General features: G+C 54.0%; 13 protein-coding genes. 5 read left to right on the plus strand and 8 right to left on the minus strand.

Translation table 11 applies throughout. The annotated features are described in order from the left end of the window. The 6 genes from G9Q73_RS19655 to G9Q73_RS11535 form a co-directional block, all read right to left on the minus strand. A partial coding sequence (locus G9Q73_RS19655; RefSeq protein WP_281397579.1) for a flagellar M-ring protein FliF C-terminal domain-containing protein occupies positions 1–254 on the minus strand: 254 nt, incomplete at its 3' end. Then, a complete protein-coding gene (gene fliF / locus G9Q73_RS11515; RefSeq protein WP_246345223.1) occupies positions 163–1,167 on the minus strand; it encodes a flagellar basal-body MS-ring/collar protein FliF in 1,005 nt (334 codons plus the stop codon). The genes fliF and G9Q73_RS19655, both read right to left, overlap by 92 nt. A gap of 66 nt (positions 1,168–1,233) precedes the next feature. Continuing rightward, the gene (gene fliE, locus G9Q73_RS11520; RefSeq protein WP_177419915.1) at positions 1,234–1,551 is read right to left on the minus strand and encodes a flagellar hook-basal body complex protein FliE; all 318 of its coding nucleotides are present in this window, start codon (positions 1,549–1,551) and stop codon (positions 1,234–1,236) included. Between the two features lie 57 nt (positions 1,552–1,608). Next, entirely contained in the window at positions 1,609–2,961 is a 1,353-nt protein-coding gene (locus G9Q73_RS11525; RefSeq protein WP_177419916.1) for a sigma-54-dependent transcriptional regulator, read from the minus strand. After that, entirely contained in the window at positions 2,958–4,175 is a 1,218-nt protein-coding gene (locus G9Q73_RS11530; RefSeq protein ID WP_177419917.1) for a sensor histidine kinase, read from the minus strand. The genes G9Q73_RS11525 and G9Q73_RS11530 overlap by 4 nt, the downstream gene beginning before the upstream one ends. A gap of 121 nt (positions 4,176–4,296) precedes the next feature. Continuing rightward, complete coding sequence (locus tag G9Q73_RS11535; protein WP_177419918.1) at positions 4,297–5,772, minus strand: sigma-54 dependent transcriptional regulator; 1,476 nt, start codon at positions 5,770–5,772, stop codon at positions 4,297–4,299. Positions 5,773–6,287: 515 nt separating this feature from the next. On the opposite strand from G9Q73_RS11535, the gene G9Q73_RS11540 reads away from it, so the two are divergent. Continuing rightward, positions 6,288–6,983, plus strand: coding sequence for an FHA domain-containing protein (locus G9Q73_RS11540; RefSeq protein ID WP_177419919.1), 696 nt, complete (start codon positions 6,288–6,290; stop codon positions 6,981–6,983). 483 nt (positions 6,984–7,466) lie between these two features. Here G9Q73_RS11540 and G9Q73_RS11550 read toward each other — a convergent pair whose 3' ends face one another. Further along, positions 7,467–8,123: a VOC family protein gene (locus G9Q73_RS11550; RefSeq protein ID WP_177419920.1), complete on the minus strand. Its 657-nt coding sequence runs from the start codon at positions 8,121–8,123 to the stop codon at positions 7,467–7,469. A gap of 160 nt (positions 8,124–8,283) precedes the next feature. On the opposite strand from G9Q73_RS11550, the gene G9Q73_RS11555 reads away from it, so the two are divergent. From G9Q73_RS11555 to G9Q73_RS11565, 3 genes are read left to right on the plus strand one after another with little or no spacing between them, the layout of a single operon-like run. Beyond that, positions 8,284–9,696: a B12-binding domain-containing radical SAM protein gene (locus tag G9Q73_RS11555; protein ID WP_177419921.1), complete on the plus strand. Its 1,413-nt coding sequence runs from the start codon at positions 8,284–8,286 to the stop codon at positions 9,694–9,696. After that, entirely contained in the window at positions 9,689–10,594 is a 906-nt protein-coding gene (locus tag G9Q73_RS11560; protein ID WP_177419922.1) for an NAD-dependent epimerase/dehydratase family protein, read from the plus strand. The genes G9Q73_RS11555 and G9Q73_RS11560 overlap by 8 nt, the downstream gene beginning before the upstream one ends. Before the next feature lie 4 nt (positions 10,595–10,598). Next, on the plus strand, positions 10,599–12,803 hold the full coding sequence (locus G9Q73_RS11565; protein WP_177419923.1) for a patatin-like phospholipase family protein: 2,205 nt from the start codon (positions 10,599–10,601) through the stop codon (positions 12,801–12,803). 18 nt (positions 12,804–12,821) lie between these two features. Here the strand turns inward: G9Q73_RS11565 and G9Q73_RS11570 are convergent, their stop codons facing one another. Continuing rightward, positions 12,822–14,294, minus strand: a complete 1,473-nt coding sequence (locus G9Q73_RS11570) for a 2Fe-2S iron-sulfur cluster-binding protein (protein ID WP_177419924.1) — start codon at positions 14,292–14,294, stop codon at positions 12,822–12,824. A gap of 1,059 nt (positions 14,295–15,353) precedes the next feature. Here G9Q73_RS11570 and G9Q73_RS20020 point away from each other — a divergent pair. Then, on the plus strand, positions 15,354–16,028 hold the full coding sequence (locus tag G9Q73_RS20020) for an OmpA family protein (RefSeq protein ID WP_177419925.1): 675 nt from the start codon (positions 15,354–15,356) through the stop codon (positions 16,026–16,028). Positions 16,029–16,036 lie beyond the last annotated feature (8 nt).

The raw sequence follows: 16,036 nt of genomic DNA on the forward strand, positions 1-16,036 counted from the left end.
CGCTGCGGCGTCCCGTCCTCACCCAGCACGACTTTGTCGTTGACCACCACCGCCACCGAAAGGCGGCGCAGGTTGTTGCTGGGCAGTCTGGTATGACTGATGGTTTTATCCAGCTCAAAGTTACGGGTGGCGCGCTTGCTGGTATTGATCGGGGTCGCAGCCTCACTCCCTTGGCCGCCCGCCTGCTCTGGCGCATTGCCTGCAGCCGGCGGCTGATTCGTCAGTGCGCCGGGAACACCCTGTATCTCGTTCAATCGACTCCTGCTGTTCATTGATCTGCTCGGAACGCAGAGCACTCATATCCGGATCATAGCTCTCCTGAGTCTGTTCAATCACCGTAAAATCGACTTCGGCCGCGACTTCGGCCCGCAGATTATCCTGTCCCAACAGGGGCGACAGAATATCTTCGATGCGCTGTTTGTAATGTGCTTCCAACTCACGGGTATACTCGAACTGGCTGCTGGACATGGCCATCTGCGCGGATTTGTCCGCACCACTGAGCAGCTTGCCTTTATGGTCCACCACAGTGACCTGGGAGACATCCAGCTCCGGCACGCTGGACGCCACCAGATGAGTGATCGCCTCCACCTGGCCCTTCTCCAGCGTCCGTCCTGAATAGAGTTTTATCACCACCGAGGCGCTGGGCACCTTGCGCTGCCGCACAAACACCGACTGCTTGGGTGTGGCCAGATGGACACGGGCAGACTCGATATTCGCCAGTGTGGCAATGGAGCGGGCCAGTTCCCCCTCCATCGCGCGCTGATAACGGGCCGCCTCGACCATCCGGCTGGTGTTAAAACCGGTATCTTGCTGCAGCAGTTCAAAACCAAGTGAATCGCTATGCGGCAAACCCTGTCCGGCAAGTTTCATCCGCGCCTCCTGCAGATCTGCGGATGGCACCATCACTGCACCTGTGGATTGATCCACCTGATACTCGATACCTATCTGCTGCAGCGCCTGAACAATCTCCATCGCATCTTTCTGTGCCAGATTGCCGTAGAGCAGACTGTAGTTCGGTGTCTGCGACCAGAGCACCACTGCCACACCCAACGCAACGCTGGCGGCAATACCGACCATAACGGCGATTTGGCGGAAGATGGGGTTGTCCTGAAGACGCTGGCTGACTTCCAGTGCCTTACCCGATTGATCAGTTGTTGCAAGTGCCATGATTGCGATTCCGGCTTGATTAATCTGACTTTTCTTTCCAGTTGCGTATTATTTGTGCTGTAGCAGCTAGATAGGCATATTCATTACGTCTTTATAGGCTTCGACCAGCTTGTTTCTCACCTGCACCATCGCATCGAAGGATAGGCTCGACTTCTGCACTGCGATCATCACTTGAGCAAGGTTCACATCCCCTTCACCGGTTTCAAACGCAGTGGTAAGCGCCTTCGCCTCATGCTGGGTCTCATTGACCTGATCGATGGAATTTTTCAGCAGGTCGCCAAAGTTGCTCTGCCCCGCCGCTTCAACCGGCTTTGGGGCATCTTCGGCCTGGGCGGCCATCACCCGCATCTGCGCCAGAACCTGGTTGATATCCATGTTGTTCATCGTTCACTCCCCACTCAAATCGATCTATATATCTGTTATATGCAGATTCCGCACCAATCAGCCGGCCCGGCCAGGAATAGCCATGCCAGCATTGCGCATGCGGGCTATCTTGTAACGCAACGTGCGCTGACTGATGCCTAAACGCTCCGCCGCCTGCTTGCGGCTTCCGTCACCTTCATGGAGGGCATCCATGATCATCTGCTCCTCCACTGAACGCAGGTCTTCCGGCAACCTCCCTGCTGAAATTTCGGCTGCTGGAGATACGCTGGGTGCTTCAATGCCATCTGCACTCTCAAACGCGAGGTCTTCAACTTCTATCTGTTCGCCGTTGTAGAGGATCAGGGCGCGCTGTATCAGATTCTCCAGTTCACGCACATTTCCGGCCCAATCGTGGGATAAGAGCTGAACCTGAGCCGCTTCACTGAATGGTGGCACAAGCTGTCCCGGCAGCAGGTGCTGGGATAAAAGATGTCTGGCCAGGGGAATAATGTCCCGTTTGCGCTCCCGCAACGGCGGCAAGGTCAGAGGAAAAACATTGAGCCGATAGAAAAGATCCTCACGAAAACGACCGGCAGAAATCTCCTCACGCAGCTTGCGGTTGGTGGTGGCCAGCACTCGCACATCGAGTTCGATCATCTTGCGCCCGCCAAGGCGTTCGACTTCCCGTTCCTGCAACACGCGCAGCAGTTTTGCCTGTAGCGCCATGCTCATTTCAGAGATCTCATCGAGCAACAGCGTACCGCCCTGAGCCTGCTCGAATTTACCTGCGGCGGACTGATAGGCACCGGTGAAGGCACCTTTTTCGTAGCCAAACAGGACGGCTTCCAGCATATTCTCAGGAATCGCCGCACAGTTGATGGCAACGAATGGGCCATCGCGCCGCTCAGAAGTCTGGTGGATAAAACGGGCGAATACCTCTTTACCGGTGCCGCTCTCCCCGTTGATCAACACTGTCGCTTCACTGTGAGAGACACGACGGGCAAGCTCCAGCACCTCACGACTGCGCAGATCCTCGACAATCGGGCCACGCTGTAATTTGTCCACGGCAGCCAGGATATGCCCGGCAACTTTACTCACCAGCACCTCCGCCTCGAAGGGCTTGATCAGATAATCCACCGCACCATCACGCATCGCATCTACCGCCTTTTCGATCGTTCCGTAAGCGGTCATCAGCAATACAGGCAGATTGGGATATCCCGCCTTGATTCGGCGTAACAGGCGATGCCCATCCATCGGACGCATCTGCACATCGCTCACCACTATGCCCACCGGCTCCTGACGTAATATCTCCAATGCCGCACTGCCCCCTTCCGCCGCCCTTACCGGGTAGCCGGCAAGTTCGAGGGTATCGCTCAGTGCTTCACGCAGAGCAGGATCATCTTCTACGATGAGAACAGTTGCCTGACTCATGACAATCTCCTCGCCTCAATGAGAGGGCTTCCGGCACCTAACACCGGTAATTCAACGGGTATCTGTTGGGGAGAAACAGGAGGAAATGCCAATTGGAAGCAAGCACCGCCGTTCAGGCTGTCAGACAGACAGATCTCACCGTGATGACTCAGCACCAGATTCTGCACCACGGCCAGACCCAGACCGGTTCCACCTGCCCGATTGGTAAAGAAAGGGTCAAAAATCTGTTCCCGGATTTCAGCCGGGACACCGGGGCCGTTGTCACTGAAGAGCAATTCCACATTATCTGTAACCCTCAGCAGCAGCGTGATGCGCTTTGCACCTTGCTGTAATGCGTTATCCGTCAAATTGCTCAATACGCCGAGCAGTGCATCACGGCGGCCTTTTATCACGGCAGCCCCAGCGCTGAGATCCTCTATCTTGAGTGTCACCGCCACATCGTTCAGTTCTGGCCTGATACCCTCCGCAAATTCACCCAGCAGTTCTGAAAGGGAGATAAGCTCTTCGCCTTCCGACGAGCCTCGGGCAAACATCAAAATATCGCGAATTTGGCGTTCCATATGCTGCAACCGGGAACGCAGTTTGCCAGTAAATCGTTGACGTTGACCGGATGTCAGATCGTCGCGTGAGAGGTGGGAGGTGTAGAGCAAGGCGGAACTGAGAGGGGTGCGCATCTGATGGGCAAGCTGTGCGGACATCTCTCCCATCGCCCCCAGTCTCTCCTGACGGTTCAGGCGCTCCTGCAGCTTGCGGGTTTCGGTGACGTCGAGCATGACCAGGATACGCCCAGGCGCCTGCTCAAGGTCACAGGATGAGATGCTGAGAATACGGCCATTGCAGAGGCGCAGGTCATCCCCTGAATGTTGCGGGATCTGAAATAACCGCCGGCGCAACTCCCGCCAGTCATCCCCTTCGTTGATGGAACCCAGCAGACGCCGTGCCGCCGGGTTGAACTCCTGCACGCACTCTTCGCCATCAAGCACGATCACAGCCGCTGGAAGCGTTTCGAGCAGACGTTCCAGACGATCGGCAATACGTTCTTTATCCGCCAATTGAAGGATGCGTTCACTACGCGCAGCAGCCAGTTCGCTGCTCAACTGTAGTACCTGATGCTGTAACTGCTGGTATGAGCCGGTCAGCTCTTCAGATAGTTGATTGAACAGATTGAACGCCGCTTCGAGGGATTGTTGACGTTCAGGCGTTGAGCGGTTCATCGGCACGTTTTATGTCTCTGCAGTTGAATGTCATCTTGACATCCAGAGACAAAGCAACAACCGTGCCTGTTTTATTATTTTTTATATTTCAACGAGTTGGATATTCCATTCTCAAGGAACGTCAAATTCCCGTCGACTCATGCTGACGCTGGAGACCATATTTCCGCAGTTTTTCCACCAGTGTCGTGCGACGCATGTGGAGTCGCTTGGCTGCATGCGCGACAACGCCACCCGACTCTTCGAGGGCTTGCTGTATCAGGCTCTGCTCCAGGCTGCCGAGATGGGCCTTGAGGTCGATACCGTTGTTGGGCAGTCGCGGGGCATGCTGTGTGGTGTCCGACTCACCTCCAGGGATTGCCACCTCGGGCAGCTGCACCGTATCGAGCACCTCGCCTGCAGGGCGGAATTTGTCGGGCAGATCACCCACGTCGACCACTCCAAAGGGATAGAGGATGGCCAACCGCTCTATCAGATTCGCCAGTTCCCTGACATTACCCGGCCATCGATAGTGACTCAGGGCCGCAACGGCTGCGGGGGTCAGACGTACCGACCCGCGTTTCTCATTCTCTATGCGATGAATCAGATCGTTGACCAGCACCGGGATATCCTCCACCCGGTCCCGCAGAGGTGGCACTTCTATGGGAAATACATTCAGACGATAGAAAAGATCTTCACGAAATCTGCCCTCAGCAATCGCTTTTTCAAGATCGCGATGGGTCGCGGCAATGATACGGACGTTCGCATGCAGTGTCTTGTTGCTGCCGACCCGTTCGAAAGTACGTTCCTGCAAAACACGCAACAGCTTGACCTGCATCGGCATACTCATATCGCCGATCTCATCAAGAAACAGGGTACCGCTTTCGGCCATCTCGAAGCGTCCCTTGCGCGTACTGATTGCGCCGGTAAAGGCCCCTTTTTCATGGCCAAAAAGTTCGCTCTCCAGCAGGTCAGCAGGAATCGCCCCGCAGTTCACCGGCACAAAGGCCTTGCCCCGGCGGTGGGAGTGAAAATGAAGCTTTCGCGCCACCACCTCTTTACCTGTCCCCGACTCACCCAATATCAAGACAGTCGCATCAGAATCGGCCACCTGCTCGATCATGCGATTGACATGCCGAGTTGCGCGACTGCTGCCGGATAGACTGCGAAACAGTTCTACCGGTCGTGCAACGACTTCACCCTGTCTGTGCGCCTCCTGATAGACCTGGGCTTTATGAATCAACCCCATCAGGTTGTCATATTGCGTGGGGAGACTCAGCGAGCCAATAACGTTTTCACAACCCTCGAATCCCCGCCACAACTCGCCCCCATTCAAAATAGTCTGAAAGAGAGGAATCTCGGGATGCAATTCGTTCAGCTTGTTGGCAAAATTACTGAGGGCATCCCGATCCAGATCCGGACCGACCAAAACAGCAGAGCAGGCCTCGGTTGCCGATTTGATATGTTGATGGATATCATCCGGGTTACTGGCGAACAGAACATTCCCATCCAGAAAGCTGAGAATATGCTCCAGATATTTACGCCTCTCGGGATCCTCATCAACAAGATAGACACAGAGTCGAGGAAACGCAGGAGCTAGTTTTTCCGCCGCTTCACCCATTACACTCCGACTCCATAAGATGAATTGATGAATTATTGAGTTGTCGCCAGAAAATCACTGATCACCAGATACAAAAATATTCAGGTTATTGATTATTCGGGCACAAATTTAATTTGATGCAAACCTTTGACGCAGAGTTAAGCAGTAAATCAGTAGAATGTCAAAATTATGTCACGCTAAGAAATATCACTAAGATATAGAGTTATCTCGTTAATTTTAAAGTGCAATTCTCCAACAAACAGCATCATTCAACAGTTGGCGAAGCGTGAGTAATCATGGTGTGCAGGTTGCACCCCACGTTCGCCTCATTTAGAGAAGCCACACCTCATGCCAACCACTACCACGAATCCCAAAACTTTAGTTCACGAAATCCAGGTGCGCCTGTGGCCCCTACAAAGGCAAACTGGGCAGATCAAAAGCCAAAGGCGCTGATTAACAGTAGTTCAGGTAGTTGATACCGTCCGAAAAATACTCTTTACTATCCCCCAGCGCAGTATATTGCAGTGAGTTATTCCATGCCCAAGCTAACCCTTTCTTTCAAAGGCCGTATCATCGATGTCCACCATCTTGCTCAAGGCGACACCCTTATCGGCAGGGATAGCGACTGTACGCTTTTCATCGACAGCCTGGCAGTGGCACCGAAACAAATACTCATCAAATTGGATGAAGCAGGCTCGCATCTCATTGCGCAAGATAAAACCCATCCCGTTCTCATCAATCGTAAGGTCGTTGAATCAACCGATCTTGTGCATGGGGATCTCATTCAGATCGGCAAACATACCCTCTCCTATGCCGAAGACGCTCTCGAACCGGGAGGGAAACTGCGCACCGAAGCAACCAGCGTCGTAGAGGTGGAGACTGGGGGGGAGGAGGAGGAGAGCTGGAACATCTTTCCAAATATCGGCCCGGCTACCGCTACTGATGCCTCGTTACCGCATGAAGGCATGTTACAGATCATGAGCGGCGAGCATATTGGCCGGATCATCCCACTGAATCATAATCTCACCCGTATCGGGCAGGCCGGTTGCGACTGCGCCATTATTGCTCTCCGCAACGACGGCTATTTCCTCTCTCATCTTGAAGGTCCCGTATCCCCCAGCATTAATGACGAAAAGATTGGAGAAGAATCACGTTTGCTACAGGATGGCGACATCATCCATGTCGGCGGAACCCAAATGCAATTTCACCTAATAGGGAGCCAGACACAATGACTACTTCAGGAAACCCGGAAGAGCGCCGGCGCTTCAGGCGCGTCCTTTTGATGCATGATGCATATCAGAGGGCGAAAAAATCATTTGAAACGGCGTTGCTGGATACCATCGTTAAAAGGCGCTCTGGTCGTCCTGCCCGCCCGACTGGAGCGGCCAACCGGATCAGTCCGTTGAGTTGGATATCAAGCTTGGTGATTCGGAGACGCGAATCCAAAGATGCGACCAGTGTTGCTCATTGGGGATGGCGCGATCGGTTTTCGCTGCAGCACCATCGATATGGAAGCATCTTACATCTTCGACGCCTGGTCAGACTCAACACCAGTGATGAGCTGTCGAAAGAGGAATTGGGCGCTGGCTTGGTTATATACTTACCTGAACTTAAAGTAATGCATAGATTGCGCGCGCTATCATGGTAACCGCTTCGTTGGTGTAACATGGAGCACGCAACCAAACCATCATTTCACTGGTCTTACTGACCAAACACTAGAGTTCGGGAATGAACATTTTAGGAATATCAGCGTTTATCACGATAGCGCGGCGGCCCTGGTCCAAGACGGAGAAATCACCGCCGCCGCCCAGGAAGAGCGATTCTCGCGCAGAAGCATGACGAGCGTTTCCCGCAGCGCAGGTTCGCTTCTGCCTCGACCAGGGTCTCTCCTCGACGACGTCGATCATGTGGTCTTCTACGACCAGAATCGCCACATCAATTTTGTACTCCCCGCGGGCCAGGCGTTCAGCATTCAATGGGGGAGCGATATAGTCGGTTTCAAGTATCTTGGGGGCGCCGTCATTTTTCTGCTTGAGCAGCTCACGCACCATCTCCGGTTTAAGTACAAACTCAGCGCCACGGGACTCCAGCTCGACCACCGACCGATCCAGATCATGTACACGCAATCCGATGTGGTTGTTATAGAGACGCTCATCTCCCGGTCCTGGTGGCAGTTGAAAATCGGGATCCTCACGAAAGACCAGGGTGGCGCCGCAGACGATCAGGCGACTGAAACGCAGTCCCATCATCTGTCCACGAAAAATCACCTTGCCGTCGAACATCTTTACCCAGAACGCCTCCTGGACATCCACATCCGGGGTGCCGATGGAGAGTTCTATCAAGGGGAAGGTTTCCCTGTTGGTTTGACTCATGATTGTCCCTCAAGATTCGCATCGCTCGGTAAAAAAAGCTTTCCGGGATTGTAGCCCAAGTCCGCCTCCACAACCGCAAATTGAAAGTCATGCATAGTCCTTGAGTAACGCCGGGGATTCTTTTAGTCTCAAACCCACACACCTTTTGGAGCAGACCAAGATGACGGATCTATTGTTGCTCAGCACCCCATTGGCCGGCGACACCCTGCCAGGCGGTCTCTGCCCTTCTCTCTCCAACATCACCCTTGGCAGCTATCTGCGCAGCGAAGGGGTTGCAGTTTCAGTCCTCGATCCCAGTACCGATCTCGATGACGAAGGGGATTCCGATTCCCCCAGGGCACTGCTGGAACGCATCGCCGATGCCGTGCTGAAGGAGTCGCCTCAAATGGTCGGCATCGCCTGCCTGTCACCCGTTGAAGGACGGTTCGGCGCCGCCATGGCGAGGGTCCTGAAACAGCGCAACGAGTCACTGCCGGTGGTACTGGGTGGTGTCTGGGTTACCGCCTGTGGCGCGGAGATCCTCGAACGCTGTCCCGAAATCGATGCCATCGTTGCAGGGCCTGGGGAACAGGCCGCACTCGCTCTGGCAAGGAACGGCCTGCAAAATCCGGCTTCGATACCAGGACTGGTGTGGCGCGATGGAGAAAAGATCCATTCCAACCCGCCCGCAGAAACCCTCCCCACGGCACCGCCGGTGGATATGTCCCTGATGCGCCATCCGGAACGCTATGACATCTTCTGCTGGCTTACCAGCCGGGGCTGCCCCTACCACTGCACCTTCTGCACCGAGCGCCTGACCAATCCTGGCTTCACCCACAACCCTATCGAAAAGGTGAAAGCGGATCTCGAACTCTTTTCCAACATGGAAAAGTCCTGGTATCTGTGGATCTGCGACCCCCTGTTCGGGGTCAATCGCAAGCGGCTCGCAGAGGTCTGCAGTCTAGTCAAAGAGACCCCCATGCAGTTTCTGGCCGAAAGCCGGGTGGATGTCCTGCATCCGGAGGATGTGCCGCAACTCGCGGCAGCGGGTTGCGACCTCATCTACTTTGGGCTTGAGGCAGTCGGCCACCAGTCTCTGCGTGAACTGGAGAAGATCGATGCCCGTCCAAAGGTGCATGAAAGGTATCTTGAGGGTACACGCAACCTGGTGGAGGCCTGTCTGAAGAACGATATCCTGCCGGTATTCGGTATTCTGCAGCCGGTGCCCGGCGATACGCCGGAGGACCTGGCGTTCACCCTGGATTTTCTTCGGGAACTGGCCGCCATCGCTGAGCGTCTCGGGGATGCCGCCAACCGGCTCGGTCCCTGCTTCTACGCCTTCCCCCTGCGCTTTGACCGGGGCGCACCTTACGAAACGATGCAGGGACACCTGGACGAAAAAGGCGTCAGCACCACAGCCAATACCGATCCACTGTTCGATGACCGCTTTCTGGAGATCGCCTCTCCAAGCATTGACGAACAGACAGCGGAGACCTTCAGGGAGGCGGTTCGCGCACTGAACCCGGCATCCGATTATGTGCGTCAACGCCTGCTGCGCTCCTACCCCAGACCCTACATCGAATTCGATGCCTGACCCCCAACGAATCGCCGTCATCGGCAGTACCGGCTGTGGTGGCCGGGCAGTGGTCAGCGCCCTGCGGGCTGCCGGAAACCAAGTCCTTGGCATCTCCCGTGGCGAGAGCAACGGCCCCGCCCCAGATTTCATCTGCGATCGGCACGACACTGGACGCTTGCGCCAACAGCTGGCCGAATTCCAGCCCCAGGCAGTGGTCGATCAGATTGCTTATAGCGAAGACGACGTCACCTCTCTTACCGAAACATTTCCCGCGAGCACCCGCCGCTACCTGTTTGTCAGCAGCGCAGTGGTCTATGGTCCCGGTTGTGACAGAGCCTACCGGGAGAGCGATTCAGCAGAACCGAACGGATTCTTCGCGGAAGCAAAACTGGCGGCGGAAAATGCAGCGCTGAAATGGGCGGTGAGTGGCCGGGAGACCGTCTCTCTACGCCTTGGGGGACTCTATGGGCCGGGGCACGCTCCACTCACCCCGTTCGGCAGAGACCCTGGGTTACCACAACGTCTGAATGCGCAGGAATCCCTCCCGATCCTCAGAGACGATCAGTCACTGCTGCAACCCTGGTTTGCGGCAGATCACGGCGCACTGATTCGGGATCTCGTCTCTCTACCGAACCTCCCGGCCCTGCTCAATGTGGCCGGCGACGAGCGGTTCAACTGGCAGACCTTAATGAGAACCTGGTCCCGCGCCTGCGGTGCGCCCGCTCCCCATTTTGAATACTGCTCAGAAGAAGAGATCAAGGCTCGCGCACCGGCAACACTGCAACCCTATCTTGACGCACTCCTGCGTCCACCTGTGATGGACCTCGACAGATTGCACCGTCTGGCGCTGGGAAACCAACCGGCCACCCCTCTGATAGACGGTGGCAAACAGGTGTTTGACTGGATGGAGAAATAGCCGGATGCCCGTGGCAGTAAAACGCATTCTGCTCGCCCTTCTGCTGCTGTGCCAACTGCCCACCGCTCTGGCGCAACAGCAGATTGAAAGACCAAAAATTGGCCTTGCGCTGAGTGGCGGCGGCGCAAGAGGCGCAGCTCACGTCGGCATTCTAAAAGTCCTTGAAGCACTCAGAATTCCCATCGACTATATCGCGGGCACCAGCATGGGCGCCATCATCGGCGGACTCTATGCGAGCGGAATGAGTCCGGAGACAATCGAACAACATCTGACCTCAATGGATTGGGAGAATCTGTTCGATGACGATCTCAGCCGCACCAAACACAACATGCGCGGCAAGATCAATTCCCGATTGCCACTGATCAATGCGAAACTTGGGGTAAAGGAACGGGAAATCAGCCTGCCGACGGCTATGATCCAGGGACAGAAATTCAGTCTGGAACTGAAACGGCTGACCCTTGGCGTGTCGGAGATCACAGACTTCTCTCGTCTGCCCATCCCCTTTAGAGCCGTTGCCACTGAGATTGCAACCGGCAATCCCATTATTCTCAGCAAAGGCGACCTCGCCCTGGCAATCCAGGCCAGCATGACCATACCCGGAGTCTTTGCCGGTGTGGAGATCGAAAACCGATTACTGGTCGACGGTGGAGTTTCCAACAATCTGCCTATCGACGTAGTCAGAGAGATGGGGGCGGATATCGTCATCGCCGTGGATATCAGCACACCGCTCTACCATCAGGATGAGCTAACCACTGCCCTGACTATAGTGGAGCAGTTGACGACCATCCTCACGCGACGCAATACCGAAACACAAATCGCCGCCCTCAGTGATCGGGACATACTGATTATTCCTGCATTGGATGATATCGAGAGTGCCGACTTCAAACAAACCGGCGAAGCGATCAGGATTGGTAAGGTTGCAGCTGAAGCAATAAAACCAGCGCTCTCCCGGCTGGCGCTTGGTGAACAGGCATACCACAACTATCGTGAGAAACGCCGGATCAAGCCAACCACACCCATTGTGGAGTTTATACGCGTCGAGAACCAATCTGAGTTGCGCGACGAGCTTCTCAGCAGTCGTCTGTCCATCCACTCGGGCGCGCCGCTTGATCTCATAGCACTCGAACAGAGTATTGACGAGATCTATGGCCTGGATATTTTTGAAAGCGTCCGCTACAGATTGATCGAAGAAGCGGGCAAAACCGGCCTGTTGATCAAAGCCAAAGAGAAGCGCTGGGGTACGGACTTTCTACAGTTTGGTTTGAACTTCAGCGTTAATCCCCGCCTTGGCGATTCCCACTTCAATGCATCTTCAGCCTATACTATAAAACCACTCAACGACCTCAATGGAGAGTTGAAAACCTTTGTCCAACTCGGCAGGGAACCCACACTCTTCACCGAACTCTACCAGCCACTGGATAGCGAATCTGAATTTTTCGTCCATCCCATCCTTTTCTATTCAACCCAGTATGTCGGCAAATATCTTGACGACAATCTGGTGGCTGAATACGGGATCAAAAAGTACGGTGTCGGCTTATCCGCGGGGAGGGAACTGGGCAAGTGGGGCCGCATTGAGCTGGGTTATCGAAGATTTCTTGGGGATCTGGACTATGTGGCCGGGCCGCCCAAACTACAGGGATACGATTTCAGTGGCGGTGAACTCTATGGCAGTTTTAAGCTGGATGAGGTGGATGACATCTATTTTCCCAGGGAAGGCTTTCGTTCAACACTTCGTTGGACCGGTTCGCGCCGCAGCCTTGGCGCCGATAACGACTTTGACCAGTTTGAACTGCAGTTCAACCTGGCAAAAAGCTGGGACGACCACACCCTTTTCGCCACGGGTTCACTCAACAGCACACAGGACGACAACGCACCGCTACAAGACCGATTCACACTTGGCGGCTTTCTGCACCTGTCGGGGCTGTCGGAAAATCAGATCATAGGACAGCACACCGCACTGCTTGTCGGCAGTTATATGTTTCGACTTCACCGCAGCAAATACTTTCCGGTCTATGCGGGCGCTTCCCTGGAAATGGGCAATGCCTGGCAAAGCCGTGATGATATAAGTCTGAATGACATGCGCTACGCCAGCAGTCTCTATCTTGGGGCCGATACGCCGGTCGGACCGCTCTATTTTGCCTACGGTCATGCCGAGGGCGGCCAATACGGCTTCTATCTTTTCCTGCGCCGACCATTGTTTATGGACTGAGACCCTACCCCCTATCTATTACCGATCGGTTGCCTCCGTATACCACACCCCCGTATCGAGACCGTTACGGGAAGCCGCATCCATGACGGATTCCAGCCAGGCGGCAGGTCCGGCGATATAGACCTCCGTCCGGTCACTATCTGTAGCGGCATTAAGTATTAACTGCGCCAGTTCGTCTGCAGAGATATCATTCGCTGTGCTGGTATAGCTGAAATTATCCAGCGAATCGTCCCAGGAGCGGCAGAGATTATCCAGCGAGGAGTCCGCAGGATTTCCGCCTATGTGGATCAGGTTCAACCCTTCCGCATTGTCGATGGTAATAGCCTGTTCCACCAGGCTCTTGATCGGTGAGAAACCGCCCTCTTTAGCCAGAAACAGTGTCGGCACCGTGGAGTCCTCCTGCAACACAAAACCACCCTTCGGCCCCTCTAACAGTACCGTCTGCCTGGCAAGGGTAGCGTCAAAAACAGCATCCCCAAAATCAACATCATCTTCCTTGAAGATGATGAATTGCAGATTACGTCCATCGCAAGGGCAACTGGCGATATAGAGATCGGCAGTACGACCATCCTCAGTGGTGACACTTACCGACTGTCCTGCCTTGAAACGTAGCGACCGGGTACGAGGCGTCTGCACATTCATGAGCGCCAGCGACTCTCCCACCAGTTCTATTTTTTTAACCTGAGCCCTGATCTGCTGATGCGGCAGCGCCTCTGACATACCCGCTTCACCCGCCTCGACAACCAGGTCGGATATGGCCGTATTAGAACAGGCCAGCACATAGCCTGCTTCCTGTTCTTTGGTACTGAGCACATAGTCGTGGTTACGCAGTTTTCGCACAGCACCGGAGACCACCTTGCATTTACAGGCACCACAGTTTCCGCCGGTACAGCCATAATCAAGATAGAGTCCGGCTTTTAATCCTGCCTCCAGAATGGAATCATTGCCTTCGATAAAAAACTCATGACCACTGGGCAGAAGACGTACGCTGGCACTGACGATCTTCAACATGGCATCTTTTGCAAACAGGGTTGCCTTCGCATCTGAGGCGCGACCCAGCCGGTCTATCGCTCTGCTCAGCCGTTGGATACAGCGCTCCACCTCGGCAGGAAGCTCCTCCTCTGAAGCATTTAGAGCGGACTGTAGATTGGAGCGGGTTTCGTTGAGCAGATTCTCTGATGCGTTGAGTGAAGACTTTGTCTGCACCAGAGTATGCTGGAACTCCTTCAACCGGGTCATCAACACCTGCGGATCAGGCATCCATCCATCGCTATAGTGCGCCTTGGGACGGGCCTCCCGCTTGATGCGCTGCACCCGCTCCAGAACGGGGTCCTTCTCCATATCGATATGCGGGTAGAGAGAGACCAGGATCTCGACAGTAAGCTTACCTTCGAAGGTATCCGCGCCTTCCTTGCGTACCCTTTTCTGCAGTTCACCGCGGCTGACGCCCGCGAGCCGGGCTGCGCGAGACAGGGACAATAGTTTTGACATTGAATTTTCCTCGGTCTTTTCTCCGCTGAGATGGCAATAGTAGCAACTCTATCCTGCATGGTGCCAGTGTGAGTTTATAGGCTTCCAACCATCAATAATCCTGATAATCAAAAAAGACACATCAGGATCTGTCGAAAATTCTTACACCAGAACAAAATCATATATTGCCTGTAATTTCAAAATGTTATGTAATTATTTATATAAATCGAATAGAAAATGGCATGAACAGTCTGCTTTTTTGTCGGAACATTTGACACTTTTCAGCAGTCGACCCATTCGGTGCAATTCAACTCATTGAATTATTAGAAAATTTTTATTCCGGTATAAATATTGCGTAATAATGAACGAGCACTTCGATGAACGAGCACTTCGCAGGAGAGCAATATGAAAGAATCTGAGAAAATTCTTAGTGGATGGCCCGAGGATCCGGCATGGCCAGATCCATTCGGCAATGATCCGTACGATATTGTTGATTGATTGATTGATTGACCTGAGCAACCAACGATCACAAGACATAGATCGCGGTAAAAACAAACGAGTCTGCCGGTTATCTGCAATGTATTACAGATAACCGGCATTTCAATCGAGAACAGCAAAAACACCTCGCTGTATCCAGCCTGCGTTACTCAGCGCCTGTCTCGGACAGCCCCCCCCTTTACTTCAGAGTCAGCGTTCCAGGCATCATTCAGTTCGTTCATCCAGTCAGCAGAAAAAAGTTCAGCCATTCCAGGTACTTTGTGCGAGGATAAGAAATTAAAATTTGCTTTGAACCCAAATTCTCCTCAGTGATCCGCATAACACCAGAATTCACAGGTCTGATCAAACATAGCGGATCATAAAAAGGCACCGTACAACAAGCAGTGTTTGCCGGTTCCACAAACTTGAACCGACCTGCAACTTGTCACCCGATCATTTGTGTAATAACTTATTCACGCCGCATCCCGGGGGACTAATAACCCCAAGAATAAAGGTTACGAAAGTTTCGTAATCACCTGGAAGATTGTTGTATCCACGCCAACAGCGTCGGTGAGGCTGTCTATATTTACATAGGGAACTGACATGAAACATCACATTTTACTATCATTCACTACTGCCGCCATTCTGTTATCAGGCGCACTTTCCGTTTCTGCCGAAGAGAGTCTCGTCGACGGCTACGCCAAGTCCGGCGGAGGAGTCGCCAAAAACAGCTACGGTGAGTGCTGGCGCACCGGTTACGCCAACTCAACCGAAAAACTGCTGGAGTGTGGATACGAGGCCCCAAAACCGGAGCCCATGGCGGCGCCAGCCCCAGTGCCTGAACCCGAGCCTGTGGTCGTGACCAAGGAAGTCGTCGCAACCAACACTGCAGTCAGCTTGACCACCACCATCGCCGAGATGGTCGACATCAAGGCCGGAGTCCTGTTCGGCTTCGACAGCGCCGAACTTTCAGATGATGGCAAGTCGATCATCAACGAACGCATCCAACGTTTCAGCGGCAAGAACGTCAAGACCCTTGAGGTCAAGGTAGTGGGATACACCGATGCCAGTGGTCCCGCCGCCTATAATCTAAAACTGTCTGAACGCCGCGCACGGACGGTTGCCGACTACCTCGAGCAAAATACTAAGATCCCGGATGAGGAAATCGAGTCCGTCGGCATGGGCGAAGAATACCCCATCGCCGATAACGGCACTCGAGAAGGTCGTAAACTCAACCGCCGTGTGGAGATCCACTTCGAAGGAACGATGGAGAGATAGACGCCCAT

Source organism: endosymbiont of Lamellibrachia barhami (assembly GCF_011947365.2).
Taxonomy (GTDB): Bacteria; Pseudomonadota; Gammaproteobacteria; order Chromatiales; family Chromatiaceae; genus QGON01.